13 protein-coding genes, 2 tRNA genes and 4 pseudogenes are annotated in these 18,682 nt (G+C 60.6%); 12 read left to right on the forward strand and 7 right to left on the reverse strand.

The window, feature by feature from the left end; translation table 11 throughout:
* Window positions 1–41 precede the first annotated feature (41 nt).
* From FQ182_RS09905 to FQ182_RS09920, 4 genes are all read left to right on the forward strand, one after another.
* On the forward strand, window positions 42–851 hold the full coding sequence (locus tag FQ182_RS09905) for an alpha/beta fold hydrolase (RefSeq protein WP_149411473.1): 810 nt from the start codon (window positions 42–44) through the stop codon (window positions 849–851).
* A complete protein-coding gene (locus FQ182_RS09910; RefSeq protein ID WP_149411474.1) occupies window positions 848–1,702 on the forward strand; it encodes an alpha/beta hydrolase in 855 nt (284 codons plus the stop codon). The genes FQ182_RS09905 and FQ182_RS09910 overlap by 4 nt, the downstream gene beginning before the upstream one ends.
* 102 nt (window positions 1,703–1,804) lie before the next feature.
* Window positions 1,805–2,623: a DUF4892 domain-containing protein gene (locus FQ182_RS09915; RefSeq protein WP_149411475.1), complete on the forward strand. Its 819-nt coding sequence runs from the start codon at window positions 1,805–1,807 to the stop codon at window positions 2,621–2,623.
* 72 nt (window positions 2,624–2,695) lie between these two features.
* Window positions 2,696–3,772 (forward strand): AI-2E family transporter, encoded by a 1,077-nt coding sequence (locus tag FQ182_RS09920; RefSeq protein WP_149411476.1) that lies wholly within the window; start codon window positions 2,696–2,698, stop codon window positions 3,770–3,772.
* Here FQ182_RS09920 and FQ182_RS09925 read toward each other — a convergent pair whose 3' ends face one another.
* Both FQ182_RS09925 and FQ182_RS09930 read right to left on the reverse strand, forming a co-directional pair.
* Window positions 3,773–4,819, reverse strand: a complete 1,047-nt coding sequence (locus FQ182_RS09925) for a cell wall metabolism sensor histidine kinase WalK (RefSeq protein WP_149411477.1) — start codon at window positions 4,817–4,819, stop codon at window positions 3,773–3,775. It lies immediately after the preceding gene.
* On the reverse strand, window positions 4,819–5,583 hold the full coding sequence (locus FQ182_RS09930) for a response regulator (RefSeq protein ID WP_149411478.1): 765 nt from the start codon (window positions 5,581–5,583) through the stop codon (window positions 4,819–4,821). Before FQ182_RS09930 ends, FQ182_RS09925 begins: the two co-directional genes overlap by 1 nt.
* 302 nt (window positions 5,584–5,885) lie before the next feature.
* Between FQ182_RS09930 and pyrF the strand changes: the two genes are divergently transcribed.
* On the forward strand, window positions 5,886–6,584 hold the full coding sequence (gene pyrF / locus FQ182_RS09935) for an orotidine-5'-phosphate decarboxylase (protein ID WP_149411479.1): 699 nt from the start codon (window positions 5,886–5,888) through the stop codon (window positions 6,582–6,584).
* 165 nt (window positions 6,585–6,749) lie between these two features.
* Here pyrF and FQ182_RS09940 read toward each other — a convergent pair whose 3' ends face one another.
* A complete protein-coding gene (locus FQ182_RS09940; protein ID WP_133099032.1) occupies window positions 6,750–7,757 on the reverse strand; it encodes an NADP-dependent oxidoreductase in 1,008 nt (335 codons plus the stop codon).
* 224 nt (window positions 7,758–7,981) lie between these two features.
* Between FQ182_RS09940 and FQ182_RS09945 the strand changes: the two genes are divergently transcribed.
* The 4 genes and pseudogenes from FQ182_RS09945 to FQ182_RS30890 all read left to right on the forward strand — a co-directional run bounded on the left by FQ182_RS09945 (window position 7,982) and on the right by FQ182_RS30890 (window position 12,454).
* On the forward strand, window positions 7,982–8,743 hold the full coding sequence (locus FQ182_RS09945) for an SDR family oxidoreductase (RefSeq protein ID WP_149411480.1): 762 nt from the start codon (window positions 7,982–7,984) through the stop codon (window positions 8,741–8,743).
* 205 nt (window positions 8,744–8,948) lie between these two features.
* A pseudogene (locus tag FQ182_RS09950) lies at window positions 8,949–10,372 on the forward strand (PLP-dependent aminotransferase family protein).
* Between the two features lie 996 nt (window positions 10,373–11,368).
* Window positions 11,369–11,593 (forward strand): annotated as a pseudogene (locus FQ182_RS30885) (HAMP domain-containing protein); the annotation flags it as partial.
* Window positions 11,594–11,611: 18 nt separating this feature from the next.
* The gene (locus FQ182_RS30890; RefSeq protein WP_371923870.1) at window positions 11,612–12,454 is read left to right on the forward strand and encodes a methyl-accepting chemotaxis protein; all 843 of its coding nucleotides are present in this window, start codon (window positions 11,612–11,614) and stop codon (window positions 12,452–12,454) included.
* A 32-nt stretch (window positions 12,455–12,486) separates the two neighbouring features.
* Here FQ182_RS30890 and FQ182_RS09960 read toward each other — a convergent pair whose 3' ends face one another.
* Window positions 12,487–13,257, reverse strand: coding sequence for a hypothetical protein (locus FQ182_RS09960; protein ID WP_149411482.1), 771 nt, complete (start codon window positions 13,255–13,257; stop codon window positions 12,487–12,489).
* 359 nt (window positions 13,258–13,616) lie between these two features.
* Between FQ182_RS09960 and FQ182_RS09965 the strand changes: the two genes are divergently transcribed.
* Together FQ182_RS09965 and FQ182_RS09970 are read left to right on the forward strand one after the other, a co-directional pair.
* Window positions 13,617–13,692, forward strand: a tRNA-Glu gene (locus tag FQ182_RS09965).
* Window positions 13,693–13,694: 2 nt separating this feature from the next.
* A tRNA-Gly gene (locus FQ182_RS09970) sits at window positions 13,695–13,770 on the forward strand.
* 141 nt (window positions 13,771–13,911) lie between these two features.
* Here FQ182_RS09970 and FQ182_RS09975 read toward each other — a convergent pair.
* A pseudogene (locus tag FQ182_RS09975) lies at window positions 13,912–14,537 on the reverse strand (alanyl-tRNA editing protein).
* A 90-nt stretch (window positions 14,538–14,627) separates the two neighbouring features.
* On the opposite strand from FQ182_RS09975, the pseudogene FQ182_RS09980 reads away from it, so the two are divergent.
* A pseudogene (locus tag FQ182_RS09980) lies at window positions 14,628–15,553 on the forward strand (LysR substrate-binding domain-containing protein).
* Window positions 15,554–15,593: 40 nt separating this feature from the next.
* Here FQ182_RS09980 and FQ182_RS09985 read toward each other — a convergent pair.
* Both FQ182_RS09985 and FQ182_RS09990 read right to left on the reverse strand, forming a co-directional pair.
* Window positions 15,594–16,001 carry a PA2817 family protein gene (locus tag FQ182_RS09985; protein ID WP_149411483.1) on the reverse strand — a complete coding sequence of 136 codons (408 nt, stop codon included), beginning with the start codon at window positions 15,999–16,001 and terminating at the stop codon, window positions 15,594–15,596.
* 74 nt (window positions 16,002–16,075) lie between these two features.
* Window positions 16,076–18,523 carry an acyl-CoA dehydrogenase gene (locus FQ182_RS09990; protein WP_149411484.1) on the reverse strand — a complete coding sequence of 816 codons (2,448 nt, stop codon included), beginning with the start codon at window positions 18,521–18,523 and terminating at the stop codon, window positions 16,076–16,078.
* Window positions 18,524–18,682: the final 159 nt, after the last annotated feature.

An 18,682-nucleotide genomic window follows, 5' to 3' on the forward strand; every position in this document is an offset into this window, starting at 1 on the left:
CATGGTGACAATCAACCTCTGTTTTTAGTGATGGAACCGGTATGTCGCAGCACGTGTTTTTTGCTCACGCCAATGGCTTTCCTTCGGCGACCTACGGCAAGTTGTTTGCCGCCCTGGCCCCGGAGTACGTCGTCGCACATTTGCCGCAGCACGGTCATGACCCCAGGTTTCCGGTGGACGACAACTGGCAGAACCTGGTGGACGAGTTGATCCACCACCTCGAACAGCAACCGGAGCCTGTGTGGGGCGTGGGCCACTCCCTGGGTGGCGTGCTGCACCTGCACGCCGCCATGCGCTGCCCGCAGCTGTATCGCGGGGTGGTGATGCTGGACTCGCCGGTGCTGACCCTGGCCGACCGCTGGGTAATTCGCGCGGCCAAGCGTTTTGGCTTTATCGACCGCTTGACTCCGGCCGGTCGTACCCTGGGTCGGCGCGAAGAGTTCGCCGACCTCGACGCCGCCCGCAGTTACTTTTCCGGCAAGACCCTGTTTCGCGGCTTTGACCCTGAATGCCTGGAAGCCTATCTGCAACATGGTTTGCACCAGGTGGGCGACCGCCTGCGCCTGTGTTTTGACCCCGCTACCGAGATCAGCATCTACCGCGGAGTGCCCCACACCAGTCCCGGGCAGACCCGGCAATTAAAAGTGCCGCTGGCGGTGGTGCGCGGCCGGCAGAGCCGGGTAGTCATGCGCCACCATGCCAGTGGTGTGGCACGTCTGCCCATGGGCGAGATGCTGACCATGCCCGGCGGCCACATGTTTCCCCTTGAGCGCCCCCAGGACACCGCGACCTTGATCAAGAACCTGTTTGCCCGCTGGGAAACCCGCCAACGCGAGCGCAGTTGCGCATGACCACACCCGTCGAAGAGGTTCGCCTCAGCCTGCCGCATATTGAGCTGGCCGCGCATTTGTTCGGGCCTGAAGACGGTCTGCCGGTTATCGCCCTGCATGGCTGGCTGGACAACGCCAACAGCTTCGCCCGCCTGGCCCCCCAACTCAGTGGCTTGCGCATCATTGCCCTGGACATGGCCGGCCACGGTCACTCGGCCCATCGGCCGGCGGGGGCCGGTTATGCCTTGTGGGACTATGTCCACGATGTGCTGCAAGTGGCCGAACAACTGGGCTGGAAACGTTTTGCATTACTTGGCCACTCCCTTGGCGCCATCGTTTCCCTGGTGTTGGCCGGCGCCTTGCCCGAGCGTGTGACGCACCTGGGGTTGATCGACGGCGTGATCCCGCCGACCGCCACCGGCGAGAATGCCGCCGAGCGCCTGGGAATGGCGTTGCAGGCGCAGTTGAACCTGCAAGACAAGCGCAAACCGGTGTACAGCACCCTTGATCGTGCCATCGAAGCGCGGATGAAAGGCGTGGTGGCGGTCAGCCGTGAAGCCGCAGAACTCCTGGCCCAGCGGGGGCTGATGCCGGTGCCGGGTGGTTATACCTGGCGCAGCGACAGCCGCTTGACCCTGGCTTCGCCGATGCGCCTGACGGAAGAACAGGCCATGGCGTTCGTGCGCAGAGTCGCCTGTCCTACACAGTTGGTGGTCGCCGAAGACGGCATGCTGGCGAAACATCCCGAACTGTTTTCCCAGCTTCCGTTCAATGTGGCGCGGTTGCCCGGAGGCCATCATTTGCACTTGAACGACGCATCCGGAGCTGCCCTTGTTGCAGACTGTTTCAATCGGTTCTTCACCATGCCTTGACTTGGCGGGGGCAACTGCCGAGGCTGGGCGGATTGAAAGGGAGTCAACCATGAACGATTTCAACACCGCAGCGACCCCGAATGGCCAGGGCTTGCTGAGCCGATGAGTATGCCGAAAGGATTTATCCGTATTTTGGGTCTGTGCTGTTTCAGCCCGCTGGTGTTCGCTGCCGACTTGCCAGGAAGCCAGGATTTGCCAGCCGTGGCCCGTCAGGCCGATGCACAGATCGTCGATTACCGCCCGGCGCAAGAGAAGGAACGCATCTACCCGATGGGTTCGATCCGCAAGATCAGCGGCCAGTTGCGCTACGAAGGCCAGGCCACTGCTCGCGGCCAGGCCACCGCCATCACTTATGAGTTGCCCGCCGAACACACCTCCAGTGCCGCCTTCACCGCGACGCGCGAAGCGTTGCAGGAGCAGGGCGCGCAGTTGCTGTTTTGGTGCCAGGCACGTGATTGCGGGGAAAGCAGCCTGTGGGCCAATGAGGTCTTCGGCAATGCGAAGCTGGTCGGCGCCGACAGCCAGCAGGAATATCTGCTGCTACGCCTGGCGGCCCCCCAGGACAACTCCCTGGTGGCGCTGTATGGCATCACCCGTGGCAATCGTCGGGCCTATCTGCATGTCGAGCAACTCGACGCCAGTGCGCCATTGGGAGATTTGCTGCCGACCTCGGCAACCTTGTTGCGCGAGCTTAAAAGTACGGGCGAGCTGGACTTTCCCGCTCTGGGGGCCGATCTTGACGCCACGTGGCTGACCTTGATTTCCCGTGGATTGAACCTGGACGCCACCTTGCGGGTCAGTCTGACAGGCCCCAATGCCGAAGCCTGGCGTCAGGGCTTGATCGACAAGGGCGTGCGTGCCGCGCGGATGGAAACCGGGACCGCCGAGGCCAAGGGCCTGCACCTGCAATTGCTGCGCTGACCGTTTCAGGGCGAACGGACCCGCGCCGTTCGCCTAAGCTCTCCTCTTACAGACTTCTTTTCGAGAAACCACATGCTCAACAACGATCGCCTGCTGGTGCAGATCCTGCTCCTGGTGCTGTTTGGTGCCAGCTTCTGGGTGATGGCGCCGTTCTGGTCGGCGCTGTTCTGGGGCGCGGTGCTGGCCTTTGCCAGTTGGCCGTTGATGCGCCTGCTGACCCGCTGGCTGAAGGGCCGAGAATCCCTGGCTGCCGGGGTCCTGACGCTGGGCTGGATGCTGCTGGTCGCTGTGCCTCTGGTTTGGCTGGGATTCAACCTGGCCGACCATGTGCGTGATGCCGTGGTGCTTATCAAGGACATCCAGGTCGACGGCTTGCCCGAAGCGCCAACCTGGCTGGGCTCACTTCCCTTTGTCGGCGAGCGGCTGGTGGGCCTGTGGGACAGCATCGACCAGCAGGGCGCTGCCTTGATGGTGACCCTCAAACCGTACCTGGGGCAGGTCGGCAACTGGCTGCTGGCCCGCAGTGCGCAGATTGGCGGCGGGATACTGGAGCTGACCCTGAGCCTGGTGTTCGTGTTCTTTTTCTACCGCGATGGGCCACGGCTGGCAATGTTCATCCATCGCTTGCTGGAGCGCCTGATCGGCGACCGCGCCGGTTACTACATCGAATTGGTGGCGGGTACGGTGCAGCGGGTGGTCAACGGCGTGATCGGCACCGCTGCGGCTCAGGCGGTGCTGGCACTGATCGGCTTCATGATCGCAGGTGTACCCGGGGCGCTGGTGCTGGGGGTCGTCACCTTCCTGCTCAGCCTGATCCCCATGGGCCCGCCGCTGGTGTGGATTCCGGCCACGGCCTGGCTGGCCTGGAAGGGCGATTACACCTACGCGGTATTCCTCGGTGTTTGGGGCACTTTTATCATCAGCGGCGTCGACAACGTGCTTAAGCCGTACCTGATCAGCCGCGGCGGCAACCTGCCATTGGTGATCGTGCTGCTGGGGGTGTTCGGCGGGTTGATTGCGTTCGGCTTTATCGGTTTGTTTATCGGGCCGACGTTGTTGGCGGTGGCTTATAGCCTATTGACCGATTGGAGTACGACGCAGGCTCAGGCGCGGCGGGAAGACAAGCTTGGTCAGCCTGATGGTGAATGATCAGGCGCGGGGCAACCACATCACCGCCGTCAGCCCACCGCCTGGCGTCTCTTCCAGGCCCAGCTTTCCACCGAGCCGCTCCACCGCTTCCTTGGCGATGGTCATCCCCAGCCCTACGCCGCCGGAGTTGCGGTTGCGCGAGCCTTCCAGGCGATAAAACGGTTCAAACACTGCTTCGCGCTTGTCAGTGGCAATTCCCGGCCCATGGTCGATCACTCTGATCACCAGCGCCTGGGGACTGTCCGTCAGCTCGATGCGGGCAGTGCCGGCATAGCGCAGCGCGTTATCCAGCAGATTATTCAGGCATGAGCGCAGGGCCATCGGCTGCACCTGCAACGGCACGGATTCACCGCTGCATTGAACGTCCGAGCCCTGGTCCTGGGCGTTTTCGCTGAGCGACTGCACCAGCGCCTGGACGTCCAGCCACTGTCGGCTTTCGCCGGTGCGTTGTTCGTGCAGGTAGCTGAGGGTGGCGTCGAGCATGCCGATCATGTCGTTCAGGTCCTGGCGCATCTGGCCCTGCAACTTTGTGTCCTCGACCTGTTCCAGGCGCAGCTTGAGCCGTGATAGCGGGGTGCGCAGGTCGTGGGAGACGGCGCCAAGCATGCGTGCCCGTTGGCTGACCTGCTCGCGGATACGTTTTTGCATCATGTTAAACGTCGACGCCGCTTGTCGGGCTTCCCGAGGGCCGGATTCGCTCAGTGGCGGGCTGTTCAGATCAAGGCTCAAGCGCTCGGCCGCCGCGCTCAAGCGCTGGATCGGCCGGCTGAGCAGCTTGGCGCCGTACCAGGCCGCGATGATCAGAGAGATAAACTGAAAGGTCAGCGGCACCAGCGGGCCGCCGAACCAGGGACGCGTAGGGTGCTTGCGCAGCAGGGTTGGCGTCGTGCCGTCTGCTTGTTCCAGCGTCACCTCGGCTGACTCTGGCGGCGGCGGAGGCTGGCCATAGTGGTGAAACCAGAAGATGGCGAGCACATGGGCCAGTACGATGGCCACCAGCAACACACCGAACAACCGGCCGAACAGGGTGTTGAAGGCGTTGCGCATCAGCCGATATCCCGGGCGTCGAACAGGTAGCCTTCGCCGCGCACGGTCTTGATCAATTGCGGGGCTTTGGGGTCATCGCCCAGTTTTTGCCGCAAGCGCGAGACTAGCAGGTCGATGCTGCGATCAAAGGCTTCGATGGAGCGACCACGGGCCGCATCCAGCAGTTGCTCGCGGCTCAATACCCGGCGCGGGCGTTCGATGAATACCCACAGCAAGCGAAACTCGGCGTTGGACAGCGGCACCACCAGGCCGTCATCGGCCACCAGTTGGCGCAGCACGCTGTTGAGTCGCCAGTTGTCGAAACGGATATTGGCCCGCTGTTCAGTGCGGTCATCGCGTACCCGGCGCAGGATGGTCTGGATGCGCGCCACCAGCTCCCGGGGTTCGAAGGGCTTGGACATGTAATCGTCGGCCCCCAGTTCCAGGCCGATGATGCGGTCGGTGGGTTCACAACGGGCGGTGAGCATTAGGATCGGGATGTCTGACTCGGCCCGCAGCCAGCGGCACAGCGACAAGCCGTCTTCGCCGGGCAGCATCAGGTCGAGTACCACCACGTCGAAGGTTTCGGCTTGCATGGCCTGGCGCATGGCAGTGCCGTCGGTCACGCCGCTGGCGAGAATATTGAAGCGCGCCAGGTAATCGATCAGCAGTTCGCGGATCGGCACATCGTCGTCGACGATCAGCGCGCGGGTGTTCCAGCGTTTTTCATCAGCGGGAACCGCGCCTTTTTGCTCGTTATTCAGCAGAACGGAAGGGGTATGCATGGTGCGATCATCTGCCTGGTTGGCCGCCACGCGCAGAGACGGCGGCTAGGTTGTTGCGTTCAGCATAGGCGCCCAGCCCGATGGCTGGAAGTGCTGGACTTTCGGGTCTTGCGAGGGAGGCTAAGCTGCGGGGGTGTTGCAGGCATGTCATGAATGTATCAGCTTTGAAATATATTCCCGACGACCGATAATATTGCCCATCAATGCGCGCAACCTGAGGATTTACCGATCATCGGATCCCGCAAAGGCGCTGCTTGCGCTACAATCCGCGCCGATTTCGACTTGCCTGAGAGCCCATTCCAATGTCCGTCTGCCAGACTCCTATCATCGTCGCCCTGGATTACCCCACCCGTGACGCCGCACTGAAGCTGGCTGACCAGTTGGACCCCAAGCTTTGCCGGGTCAAGGTCGGCAAGGAACTGTTCACCAGTTGCGCCGCGGAAATCGTCGGTACTCTGCGTGACAAAGGTTTTGAGGTGTTCCTGGACCTTAAATTCCACGACATCCCCAACACCACCGCCATGGCGGTCAAGGCCGCCGCCGAAATGGGTGTGTGGATGGTCAATGTGCACTGCTCCGGCGGCCTGCGCATGATGGCCGCCTGCCGTGAAGTGCTGGATCAGCGCAGCGGTCCCAAGCCGCTGTTGATCGGCGTGACCGTACTGACCAGCATGGAGCGTGAAGACCTGGCCGGGATCGGCCTGGATATCGAGCCACAGGAGCAAGTGCTGCGCCTGGCTGCATTGGCACAAAAAGCGGGTCTGGACGGTCTGGTTTGCTCGGCACTGGAAGCCCAGGCGTTGAAAGCCGCCCACCCATCGCTGCAATTGGTCACTCCAGGGATTCGCCCAGCGGGCAGCGCCCAGGACGACCAGCGCCGTATCCTGACCCCACGTCAGGCGCTGGATGCCGGCTCCGATTACCTGGTGATCGGTCGCCCAATCAGCCAGGCGGCCGACCCAGCCAAGGCCCTGGCGGCGGTGGTGGCCGAGATCGCCTGATTCACTCGATCTCAAGGAGGGCTCGGTCAATGTGGGAGCCGGGCTTGCCCGCGATGCAGGCGACCCGGTCTTTCAGTAACACCTAGGCGATGCTATCGCCGCGATGCGGCGATCCGACAAGTCAAGCTCCCACACTGACCATGCCCACAGGGTTGGGGCGGTGTATCAGTTGACCTTCAGCACCAACTTCCCAAAGTTCTCCCCGTTGAACAATTTCATCAACGTTTCAGGGAACGTCTCCAGCCCTTCGACGATATCTTCCTTGCTCTTGAGCTTGCCCTGCGCCATCCAGCCGGCCATCTCCTGCCCAGCGGCGGCAAAGTTCGCCGCATGATCCATCACCACAAAACCTTCCATACGCGCCCGATTGACTAGCAATGACAGGTAGTTGGCTGGCCCTTTCACGGCCTCTTTATTGTTGTACTGGCTGATGGCGCCACAGATCACCACCCGTGCTTTCAACGCCAGGCGGCTCAGTACTGCGTCGAGAATGTCGCCGCCGACGTTGTCGAAGTACACGTCCACACCTTTCGGGCATTCGCGTTTGAGTCCGGCGTGGACGTCTTCGTTTTTGTAGTCGATGGCGGCGTCGAAGCCCAGTTCATCCACCAGGAATTTGCACTTGTCTGCACCGCCGGCAATCCCCACCACGCGGCAACCTTTGATCTTGGCGATTTGCCCGGCAATGCTGCCGACCGCACCGGCCGCACCGGAAATGACCACGGTCTCCCCGGCCTTGGGCGCACCGGTGTCGAGCAGGGCGAAGTAGGCGGTCATGCCGGTCATGCCCAACGCTGACAGATAACGTGGCAGCGGTGCCAGTTTTGGGTCGACCTTGTAGAAACCACGGGGCTCTCCCAGGAAGTAATCCTGTACACCCAAGGCGCCGTTGACGTAGTCCCCGACGGCGAATTTCGGATTGTTCGAGGCGATGACCTTGCCGACGCCCAGTGCCCGCATTACTTCGCCGATGCCTACCGGTGGAATGTAGGATTTGCCTTCGTTCATCCAGCCGCGCATGGCCGGGTCGAGGGACAGGTATTCATTGCGCACCAGAACCTGGCCGTCCACAGGAGTACCCACCGGCACTTCCTGGTAAGTAAAGGTTTCCCGGGTGGCCGCGCCGACCGGACGTTTGGCGAGCAGAAATTGGCGGTTGGTCTGGGCAGTCATGGCAGGGACTCTCAATAAATGAACCTTGATTGATAGACCCTCTCGGCCTGAGGGGCAAGCGGTGCCGAGGGTGCGAATGGCCGTAGATACACTGCGCTGATAGTGATCCATGCTGGCTTATCACTACCACTCATGAGTACATAACCGGCCTTCTGATAGTGCTGACGCGCGGTTGCTGCCACTGACTAGACTGGGCCAACAGGTATTCATCTAAGGACATCACCATGAGCATGATATTTTCCGGCCAGGTCGCCCTTGTGACCGGTGCGGCTGCGGGTATAGGCCGCGCTACGGCCCTGGCTTTTGCCGCAGAAGGCTTGAAAGTGGTGGTCGCCGATCTGGACGCGGCGGGCGGCGAGGGCACGGTCGCGCTGATCCACCAGGCCGGAGGCGAAGCGGTCTTCGTGCGTTGCAACGTCACCCTGGAAGCTGACGTGCAGCAGCTTATGCAGCAGGCTATGGCTACCTATGGTCGGTTGGATTACGCCTTCAACAACGCCGGTATCGAGATTGAAAAAGGCAAGCTGGCCGACGGCAGCCTGGATGAGTTCGATGCCATCATGAACGTCAACGTCAAGGGCGTGTGGTTGTGCATGAAATACCAGTTACCTCTGCTCTTGGCCCAGGGCGGCGGGGCGATCGTCAACACGGCCTCGGTTGCCGGGTTGGGTGCGGCGCCAAAGATGAGTATCTATGCAGCTTCCAAGCACGCGGTGATTGGGCTGACCAAATCGGCAGCGATTGAGTATGCGAAGAAGAAAATTCGCGTCAATGCCGTGTGCCCGGCAGTGATTGACACTGACATGTTTCGCCGCGCCTATGAAGCCGACCCGAGAAAAGCCGAGTTTGCGGCGGCCATGCATCCGGTCGGGCGTATCGGTACGGTCGAGGAAATCGCCAGTGCGGTCCTCTATTTGTGCAGCGACGGTGCTGCGTTCACCACAGGTCAGGCGCTCGCAGTCGACGGTGGTGCGACTGCCATTTAGGAATCAGATGGCGCTTGCTGCTCAGAACGTCATTTAGGGTGCTGTGAGACTTTTCCGTAGATGGCAAGATGCCTCGTCAAGATGTGTTTCGATAGATAAATAATTCAATAAAATCAAAGTGTTAATGAGTCGCTGGATGGGGCGCTCGCAAGCTTCTGTGCTTAACTGTTTTGGGTTGAATGACAAACAGTGAAGTGAGTGGCTCATGGATTTAGGGATCGATCGACAAGCCCTTGTACCAGTAGTGCAGCAAATCGTCAGTGCGGTGGCCGTGTGGATTCGCGAGAGCGCAGTGAGCCCCGGGACACGCTTGCCCTCCATACGGAAGCTGGCTCATGACAACCTGCTCAGCCAATCCAGCGTGGTCGAGGCATTCGAACGAATGGTGGCCGAAGGGTTGCTGGCCTCAAGGCACGGTTCGGGTTTTTCGTCGCCCAGCAACCTGCCGCCGGCAGCCTCAGGGGCGAGAGCCAATGGTATGAGGGGGCGGAGCTGGGTTGGGGGCGCTTTACCGATAACCAACTGGGTGAGCTGAAACTGGGATGCGGCTGGCTGCCCGACACCTGGCGCGAGAGCGATGACATCAGTTATGCGATTCGTGAAGTCGCTCGCACCGACACCGCCGGGGTGTTCAACTACAGCACGCCCCTCGGCTTGCCGGCGTTGCGTGAACAACTGCTCAAGCGTCTGGCTCACATTCAGGTGGTCACCAGCGCCGACCGCATCCTGACCACCCACGGCGCCAGCCATGCCCAGGATCTGTTGATACGCACGCTGCTCAAGGCTGGCGACACCGTGGTGATTGAAAAACCGGGACACGGCAACCTGTATCGCATGCTGGCGTTCCATGGCGTCAAACTGCTGGAGGTCCCCAGGACCCGCAGCGGCCCGGATATCCCGGCACTGGAAGCGTTGTTGCTTGATCATCGTCCCAAGTGCCTGTTCATCACCAGCCTTTATCACAACCCGACCGGTACCAGCCTTTCCCAGGCAGTAGCTGAGCGCTTGCTGCATCTGGCCCATGTTCGGGACTTCTTCATCATTGAGGAGGATGTCTACGGCGATCTGCAACATGCCAGCTGCACCCGGCTCTCGGCGTTGCCTCATGAGGGCCGGGTCATCTATGTCTCAAGTTTTTCCAAGACCCTGAGCAGCGCCCTGCGGGTGGGGTATCTCACCGCCAGCGCGGCGATCATTGTTCAACTGCTCAAGGTCAAAACCCTGACCGGCATCGGCACCTCGCGGTTCGCCGAGGCGGTGGTGGCCAGCCTTCTGGCCAATGGTACCTACCGCAAGTGGCTACAGCGCCTGCGTCGACGATTGGGCACGGGAATGGCGATGACCTTGCAGGTGCTGGAGGATGAGGAGTGGGAGGTCTTTGCCGTGCCGGCGGGAGGGATGTTCCTCTGGGCCAGGCCGGGCACAAGCGACAGGTCCATGCTGGAGGCGCGGGCCCGCAAATTAAGGGTGTTGCTTTCACCAGGGACGTTGTTCAGCCCGACGGGAGAAAACAGCGACTGGCTGCGCATCAATGTGGCCTATGCTTCTGATCAATGTGCCCTGGCGCTGTTCAAGGCCATGGGCCCTGCAGGATCGACCTCCACCATTCTGAAAACGACGGGAATGTAGCTTTTTGCCATTATTCCGGCGCCAACGTCTTGTGCACCGGGGCCTCTCGTTGCGAATCTCGCTGTATGGACAGTGGGCTTGATGGCATTCGCCACTCCAAGAGGATTCAGTGCAATGATTTCGGCCGTGCAACGACGTTTTGCCAACCTCGGTATGGCAAGGAAACTGGGCCTGGGGTTTGCCTTGGTGCTGCTGCTGACGGCCTTGGTGGCTGCCATTGGGGTGTGGTCCCTGCAAACCATCGGGCAGCGGTTCGAAGGCCTTAAGGCCATGTCCTCGCTCAACAGTGGCCTGTTGAAGGTGCGCCTGATCGAGCAGGACTACGCACTGCACGCCGACCCCAAGTCCGTTGACGCCTTGCATGAAAGCGTCGATGCGTTGTTGGCCCAGGCGCAGATTCTCAAGGAGCAGTCTGCCGCCAATGTGCCGGTAATGACTGACGTGGAGCAGGCTCTGGGTGCCTATCGCAAGGCGTTTGACGAGTTTGTCGAACTGACCCAGGCCAAGGACCTGGCGCTGGAAATGGCCAGTTGGTCCGTCTCCAGCGTCTCCAATAACCTCGATGTGCTGCAGGCCGGGCTGGCCGATGATGGCGCTTATGGCCTAAAGGAAAGCCAGGGCAAGGAGGGCGCCGATTTTATCGAGCAGGCGGGTCAAGTCGGCCAGGTCTCGCGCTTGATGTTGCAAGCCATGAACGAAGCGCATGTGCGCCTGGATCAAAGCCGCAAGGGCGATGAGGAGAATGCCGGGCAAGGTAAGATCGAGCAGGCCGACCAGGCCTTGGCCCAGGCCGAGCAACTGAAAACCACGGTCAAGGACCCCGGTTATCAAACGGTGCTCAATGAAGTGGCTGGGCATATCGCCGCCTTCAGCGAAAAACTCGGGGAATACACCGTCCTGCTGACCCAGGAAAAAGTGGTGTACCAGCAACTGCATGAGCGCGCCGACCAGGTGGTATCACGGGTCAACCAGGCCTACGACGCCGAAGATCAATCGATGCAGGGGCAACTAAAGAAAAGCGCGTTGCTGATCATCGGTTCTTCGGCCCTGGCCTTGCTGGTGGGGCTGATTGCCGCGTGGGTGATCACCCGGTTGATCGTCGCGCCGTTGCGCAGCGTGATCGCCGTCGCCCAGCAAATTGCCGCAGGGGATCTCAGCGGTCGCATGGAAGTGAGCCGCCGCGATGAGATCGGCCAGCTCATGCTAGCGATGCAGCAGATGGGCAATGGTTTGAGCAGCATGGTCAGCGGCTTGCAGGCCGGTATCGAGCAATTGGCCAGTTCTGCCCATTCGCTGTCCAGCGTGACCGAGCAGACCAATATCGAAGTCAGCAGCCAGAAAGAAGAAACCGAACAAGTCGCCACGGCGATGAACCAAATGACTGCCACGGTGCACGACGTCGCGCGCAACGCCGAGGAGGCGGCCCAGGCGGCGCAGACAGCCGACGATAAGGTTGACAGTGGTCAGCGAGTGGTGCGCCAGAGTCTGCAGCGCATCGAGCTGCTGGCCAATTCTGCGACGTCCGCAAGTACCAGCATCGAGAGCTTGAGTGCAGAAATCCAGAACATCGGCACTGTGCTGGGTGTGATCAAAAGCGTGGCCGAACAAACTAATTTGCTGGCGCTCAATGCGGCCATCGAAGCTGCACGGGCAGGCGAGCAAGGGCGCGGATTTGCAGTAGTGGCCGATGAGGTTCGGGCGTTGGCCAAGCGGACCCAGCAATCGACCGAAGAAATCGAGCGGCTGGTAAGTACATTACGCAGCGCGGCGCAGTCTTCGGTGCAGCAAATCAAGCAGAGCGGTGAGTTGGTCAAGCTGGCCGTGAGCGACGCCCTCGAAACGGAAAGTGCCCTGGGCAGTATTGCGGCAGCGGTGTCGTTGATTCAGCAGATGAACCAACAGATCGCGGCGGCGGCTGAGGAGCAAAGCTCGGTGGCCGAAGAGATCAATCGCAGCGTCACCAGCATTCGTGCCAGTGCCGATCAATCGGCATTGAGCATGCAGGGCAATGCCGCGTCGAGCATTGAGCTGGCGCACTTGGGGGCAGAACTCAAGGGGATGGTCGGGCACTTCCGCCTTTGATCGCTGCGCGGGCACAGCGATCAGGGAGGGTGTCAGTCGTAAATCGCCTTCTTCTTCCAGTCTGCATCGGCATCCACGACTTTCAAGCCTTCGGTCAACTCATTGACCTCATCTTCGGCGGGCTGGATGTTGGTCAGCACCATAGAGTTGGCGCGGGCCAGTTGCTTTTCCAGGGACTGCAGTTGTTGGCTGTAGATGGCAGGCTCAGGCTGCTTGCGCAGATACTGGACTCCGCGTTCAAACGCCAAGCGCGCCTGACCCGGTTGGGCCTGTTGCAAGGCCTGCTGGCCGAGGTTGTTGAAGAACTCAATGTGCAGCAGCACCAGGATGTGGCGAATTTCCTTGATCCAGTGCTTGGCCTCATTGGTCGGCAAAAAGCCGTCCTGGGCTGCGCGCGTGACTTGGCCGTGCAGAGCTTCCAGCAGGAAGCGCACGTCCTTGGCCTTGGCCTCGGTCTGAATCGGCCCTGGCGGGTTATTCACCGGAATCGATTCGCCCTGAGCCACCAGCGCGTTCAGTTCCGCAATGCGTGCCTTGAGGGCGGCGCTGGATTTACTCAGGTGCAGCAGGCGTTGATTGGCGTTCAGTTCCAGGCGGGTCAGTAACAGCTTGAGCGCCGGGGTCATCAATTGGCCAGGAAAGGTCTCGGTGATTTCGCCACAGCGCCGCAGACGGTCATTGAGCTCGATCTGGGTCCGGGCCTTTTCCAGCTTGTTGTTTTCCACCACGTGGTTCATGTAGCCAATGGCGATCAGTATTACGATCCCGGCTATTACCAGCAGGGTGATCATGAGTGGTGTCACCGGTGTGACCTCTTTATTGGATGTGTGTTGAAGTGTAGTGATTGGTGCATGTGGCGGATAGGAGTGATCGACGAGCTGAGTCAGTCCTTTCCTCTATATAAGTAAGTGGTGCCTGTATGGATGCACATTGCCATCATTTGTTGGTGCGAACTATAGCGTCTTGTCGGGCGCCAGAATATAGGCGCCAAACCCTGGGCGGCAAAAATGCCCGACAGGGCCGGTATAGGGCCGCGAAGTCATTGATTTAAATAAATTTATCCTTGGGGGTTGACGACATCCAAGTCCATCCATACAATGCGCGCCACTTACAGCGTAAAGCACACAGCAAAGCGCAGTTGAGTAGTGAATGTTGTACGCGTGTCCCCTTCGTCTAGTGGCCTAGGACACCGCCCTTTCACGGCGGTAACAGGGGTTCGAGTCCCCTAGGGGACGCCATTGCGGGAATAGCTCAGTTGGTAGAGCACGACCTTGCCAAGGTCGGGGTCGCGAGTTCGAGTCTCGTTTCCCGCTCCATATTTAACAAAAACGCCGCTCAGTAATGAGCGGCGTTTTTGTTTGTGCGTTTTTTATAGGTAAGGGTTCATGGTGCGCCTGGATGTACCGCAGCCCTCCGTCGGTCCTCGGCGCTGTTGCCTGTCGTTGACAGGAAGCGGTTCAGTCAATGCTGTAGCGCACCGACAGCACGCCTTTTTTCTCGGCCAGGGCGAGGATTGTCACCTTGCCCACTTCTCTCAGGGCCTGCACGTGAGTACCGCCGCAGGCGTAAGCCGGCAGGTCGCCGAAGCCGACTTCACGGGTGCCGTCTTCGAGCCCCATATGGCGTGGCAAGTCGGCGGCGATCCACTGATTGGCCTGGTTTTCAATGGTGTCGGCATCCATGGCTTGCGCTGATTCTCCCCGTATAAACGTGATCTTCCCTTCGCCCGGCCAGTGATGGGCCTTGATCGGCATCCAGCCCAAGGTCTCACCGACATTGCCGATCAAATGCCCGGCCGAGTGCAGGTGCGTGTGCAGGCGCGCCGCTCTTCATTGACGCGCGCCTGTAAGGGGCCGAGGGCGACCGGCTGATCGACGTAATGCACGATGCGATCCGCCTCTTGTGCCACCTTCAGCACGGTACTGTTACCCAGCCAACCGGTGTCGAAGGGTTGGCCGCCACCCAGGGGATGGAAGATCGTCGACTGCAGGACCACGGCAAACTGCTCTTCGTGAGGCGTGCACGCCAGCACTTCAACGTCAGCAATCAGGTGGTCATGGGTGAAAAACAGGCGCTGGGTCATTGTCTACATCCGCATCAAGGTTCTGCTCGGTAGTATAGGTAGTGCGTTGATAGGTGATAATCCATTCAGATTTCAATGGATCTGTGCGTCATGAGCATCAATCTTCCTTTGCCGTTGTTGGGTGAAATGGCGACTTTCGTAAAAGTGGTGGAAACCGGCAGCTTCTCCGAGGCGGCCCGGCAGATGGCGGTTTCACCGTCGGCGGTGAGTCGCAGCATCTCGCGTCTGGAAAAGGCCCTGGCTACTCGCCTGCTGCAACGCACCACTCGCAAGCTGCGCCTGAGCGAGGGCGGTGAGGAGGTGTTCAAGCGTTGCCGGGAAATGCTCAACGCGGCGCGCTCGGTGATGCAAATCAGCGGCCAGTACACCCATGAAGCCGAAGGGCTGGTGCGGGTCGGCGTGCCCAAGGCAGTGAGCGGTTTGTGGTGCATCCGCATATGCCGGAGTTTCTACGGCGTTATCCCAAGGTGGATGTACAGTTGATCCTGGAAGATCGGCATGTGGACTTGATCGACGATAACGTCGACCTGAGCATCCGCATCACCGATAGCCCGCCGCCGGGGTTGGTGGGGCGGCAGTTGTTGCCTATCGAGCATCTGCTTTGCGCTACGCCGCAGTACCTGGCGCAACACGGCATACCAAGGCATCCCCATGATTTGCTGGAGCACAGCTGCATCTATCTGGGCGAAACGCCGGGGGATGCACGCTGGAAATTCCGCCAGGGTGGCAAGGCAGTGACGATCGGCGTGCGCGGGCGTTATGCGGCCAATCACACGGGGGTGCGGCTGGATGCGGTGTTGCAGCATGTGGGGATTGGCAGCTTGCCGTATTTCACGGCGCGCCATGTCTTAGACGAGGGGGCGCTGGTGCAGGTATTACCGGACTGGGATTTTATTGCGTCGTACCACGGCGATGCGTGGTTGCTGCATTCACCCACGCGGTATCTACCGCCGAAGTTGCGGGTGTTTATTGATTATCTGGTGGAGTGCATGGCGAGGGAGCCGACGTTACGTTAATTGTGGAGCGAGCGTGCTCGCTCCTACAGTTGATCGCTAATCAGTGCTTGGGCTGGTCATTGGACATGGCCAACAACTGCTTTTCCTGGTTCCAGTCAAACGGTTCGTCATTCTGCTCGGCTTCGAAGCGACGCTCTTCCAGGGCCTGGTACAGGTCCAGTTCGTCGTCCGGCATGAAGTGCAGGCAATCACCGCCGAAGAACCACAGCAGGTCACGCGGTACCAGATGGGCAATTTGCGGGTAGCGCAGGATGACCTGGCTCATCATGTCCTGGCCCAGGTATTGGCTTTCGATCGGGTCGATGGGCAGCAGGGCGCGCAGTTCGTCGAAACGCTCCAGGAACAGCGCGTGGCTTTCCTCGGGAACCTGTTCGGCTTCACCGACGGCAACCAGGATGCTGCGCAGGTGGTCGAGCAAGGCGAGATGATCGGCAACGACGTTGGACACGAGATAAGTCCTCAAGAGCAAAACGGGCGCGAGAGTATATAGCTCTAGCGCCCGCTTTTATATGACCGTTGGACTCAGCGGACTTTTCCTTCCGTCTGGGCCAGCTCTTCCTTGCTGAAGTCATCCACGTCGATCACCTTGCGTCGTGCCGCTTCGGCGTCACGCAGGGTCTGCGCTTCGGCCGGTTGCAGCACGCCGGCTTGCAGCGCGGCGTCGATGGCATGTTCCCCGGCGGCTGGCTTGAGCTGGCCGCTCTTGAGGGCTAAGTGGAGTTTTTTCTGCAATGGATGGCTGACGGCCAGCAGGTCGTAGGCATGTTGCAGCGCGCCCACCGGGTCCTCGGCCGATTGCGGGCGATAGCAGCCAGCCAGCAATTCTTCCAGGGTTGGATCGCCCTTGGCACGGCCAATCACAGCGGCGACTTCGGCATCCAGAGCGTCGGACGGACCCTTGTGGCGACGACCGAACGGGAACACGATCACCCGCAGCAGGCAACCCAGCACCTTGTTCGGGAAGTTGGTCAGCAGTTCATCCAGTGCCCGCTCCGAATGGCCGAGGCTTTCTTCCATGGCCCAGGCGAACAACGGACGCAGATGATCGGGTGAGTCGAGGTCGTGGTAACGCTTGAGCGCCGCCGATGCCAGGTACATATGACTGAGCACATCCCCAAGGCGCGCCGACAGGCGTTCGCGGCGTTTAAGTTCGCCGCCCAGCAGCATCATGCTCAGGTCCGCCAGCAGGGCAAACGCAGCTGCCTGACGATTGAGGGCGCGGAAATAGCCTTGGCTCAAACGGTTGCCAGGCGCTTTTTCGAAATGCCCGAAGCCCAGGTTCAGCACCAGGGTACTGGCAGCGTTACTCACGGCAAAACCGATGTGTTGCAGCAACAGGCCATCGAACTCTTTCAGCGCCTGGTCATGGTCTTCTCGACCGGCCAAGGCCATCTCCTTGAGCACGAATGGATGGCAACGAATGGCCCCCTGGCCAAAGATCATCAGGTTACGTGACAGAATATTTGCGCCTTCCACGGTGATGAAGATCGGCGCGCCTTGCCAGCTGCGGCCCAGGTAGTTGTTGGGGCCCATGATGATGCCCTTGCCACCGTGTACGTCCATGGCGTGGCTGATGCACTCGCGACCGCGTTCGGTCAGGTGGTACTTGAGGATTGCCGACAGCACCGAGGGTTTTTCGCCCAGGTCTACCGCGTTGGCGGTGAGCATGCGCGCACTGTCCATCAGCCAGGCGTTGCCGCCGATACGGGCCAGGGCTTCCTGGATACCTTCAAAGGCCGACAGTGGTACGTTGAACTGTTCCCGCACTTGGGCGTATTGGCCAGTCACCAGGCTGGTGAACTTGGCTGCGCCAGTGCCGACAGCCGGCAGGGAAATCGAACGGCCCACCGACAGGCAATTCATCAGCATCATCCAGCCCTTGCCGAGCATTTCCTGGCCGCCGATAAGAAATTCCAGCGGGATGAATACATCCTTGCCGGAGTTAGGCCCGTTCATGAATGCCGCACCCAGCGGCAGATGACGGCGGCCAATCTCTACGCCGGGAGTTTCGGTGGGGATCAGCGCGAGGCTGATGCCCAGGTCTTCTTCATCGCCCAGCAGGTGATCCGGGTCGTAGGCCTTGAAGGCCAGGCCCAGCAAGGTGGCGACCGGGCCGAGGGTAATGTAGCGTTTTTCCCAATTTAGGCGCAGGCCCAGTGTTTCCTGGCCTTCCCATTCACCTTTGCAGATGACGCCGGTGTCGGGCATGGCGCCGGCATCGGAGCCGGCCAGCGGGCCGGTAAGGGCGAAGCACGGAATATCATCGCCACGGGCCAGGCGCGGCAGGTAGTGGTTGCGTTGTTCATCGGTGCCGTAATGCAGCAGCAGTTCGGCCGGGCCCAGTGAGTTGGGGACCATCACGGTGGAGGCGAGGTCGCCGCTACGGGTCGCCAGCTTCATGGCGACCTGGGAGTGGGCGTAGGCCGAGAAGCCCTTGCCGCCAAATTCCTTGGGGATGATCAGGGCAAAAAAGCCGTGCTGCTTGATGTGCTCCCAGGCGGCGGGCGGCAAGTCCATGGCCTGGCCGATTTCCCAGTCGCTGACCATGGCGCAAAGTTCTTCGGTAGGGCCGTCGATAAAGGCCTGCTCTTCTTCGGTCAACTGCACCTTGGGGTAGGCCAGCAGTTTGTCCCAGTCGGGGCGACCGCTGAACAGTTCGCCATCCCACCACACAGTGCCGGCGTCGATGGCGTCGCGCTCGGTCTCGGACATTGGCGGCAGAACTTTCTGAAACCAGTTGAACAGCGGCGCGGTGAAGTACTTGCGGCGCAGGTCCGGCAGCAGCAGGGGAGCGGCCACGACGGCGATCAGCACCCAGAAGACCAGCAGCAACCAGCCCGGCGCATGGCTGAAGGCGCCCATGGCCAACAGGTAGACGGCGACCACACCCAGGGCGGGCAGGGGCGCGGTGCGGCGGTGTGCCAGGTAGGCAATGCCGACCACCAGAACCAGTATCCACAACAACAGCATATTCAATCCTCCGTGAAACCAGGGGCGAAATCACCTCAGAGCTTAGTCGGCATCCGAACAAACGGGTGATCAGGGTGTTACGTGGTGTGCCGGGCCATGTTGTTAATGCATGGGTATCAGGCGCCGACATTTGGCCGAATCGTCGTTATCCCAGGGCCG

Source organism: Pseudomonas sp. ANT_H4, from assembly GCF_008369295.1.
In the GTDB taxonomy this organism is placed as follows: domain Bacteria; phylum Pseudomonadota; class Gammaproteobacteria; order Pseudomonadales; family Pseudomonadaceae; genus Aquipseudomonas.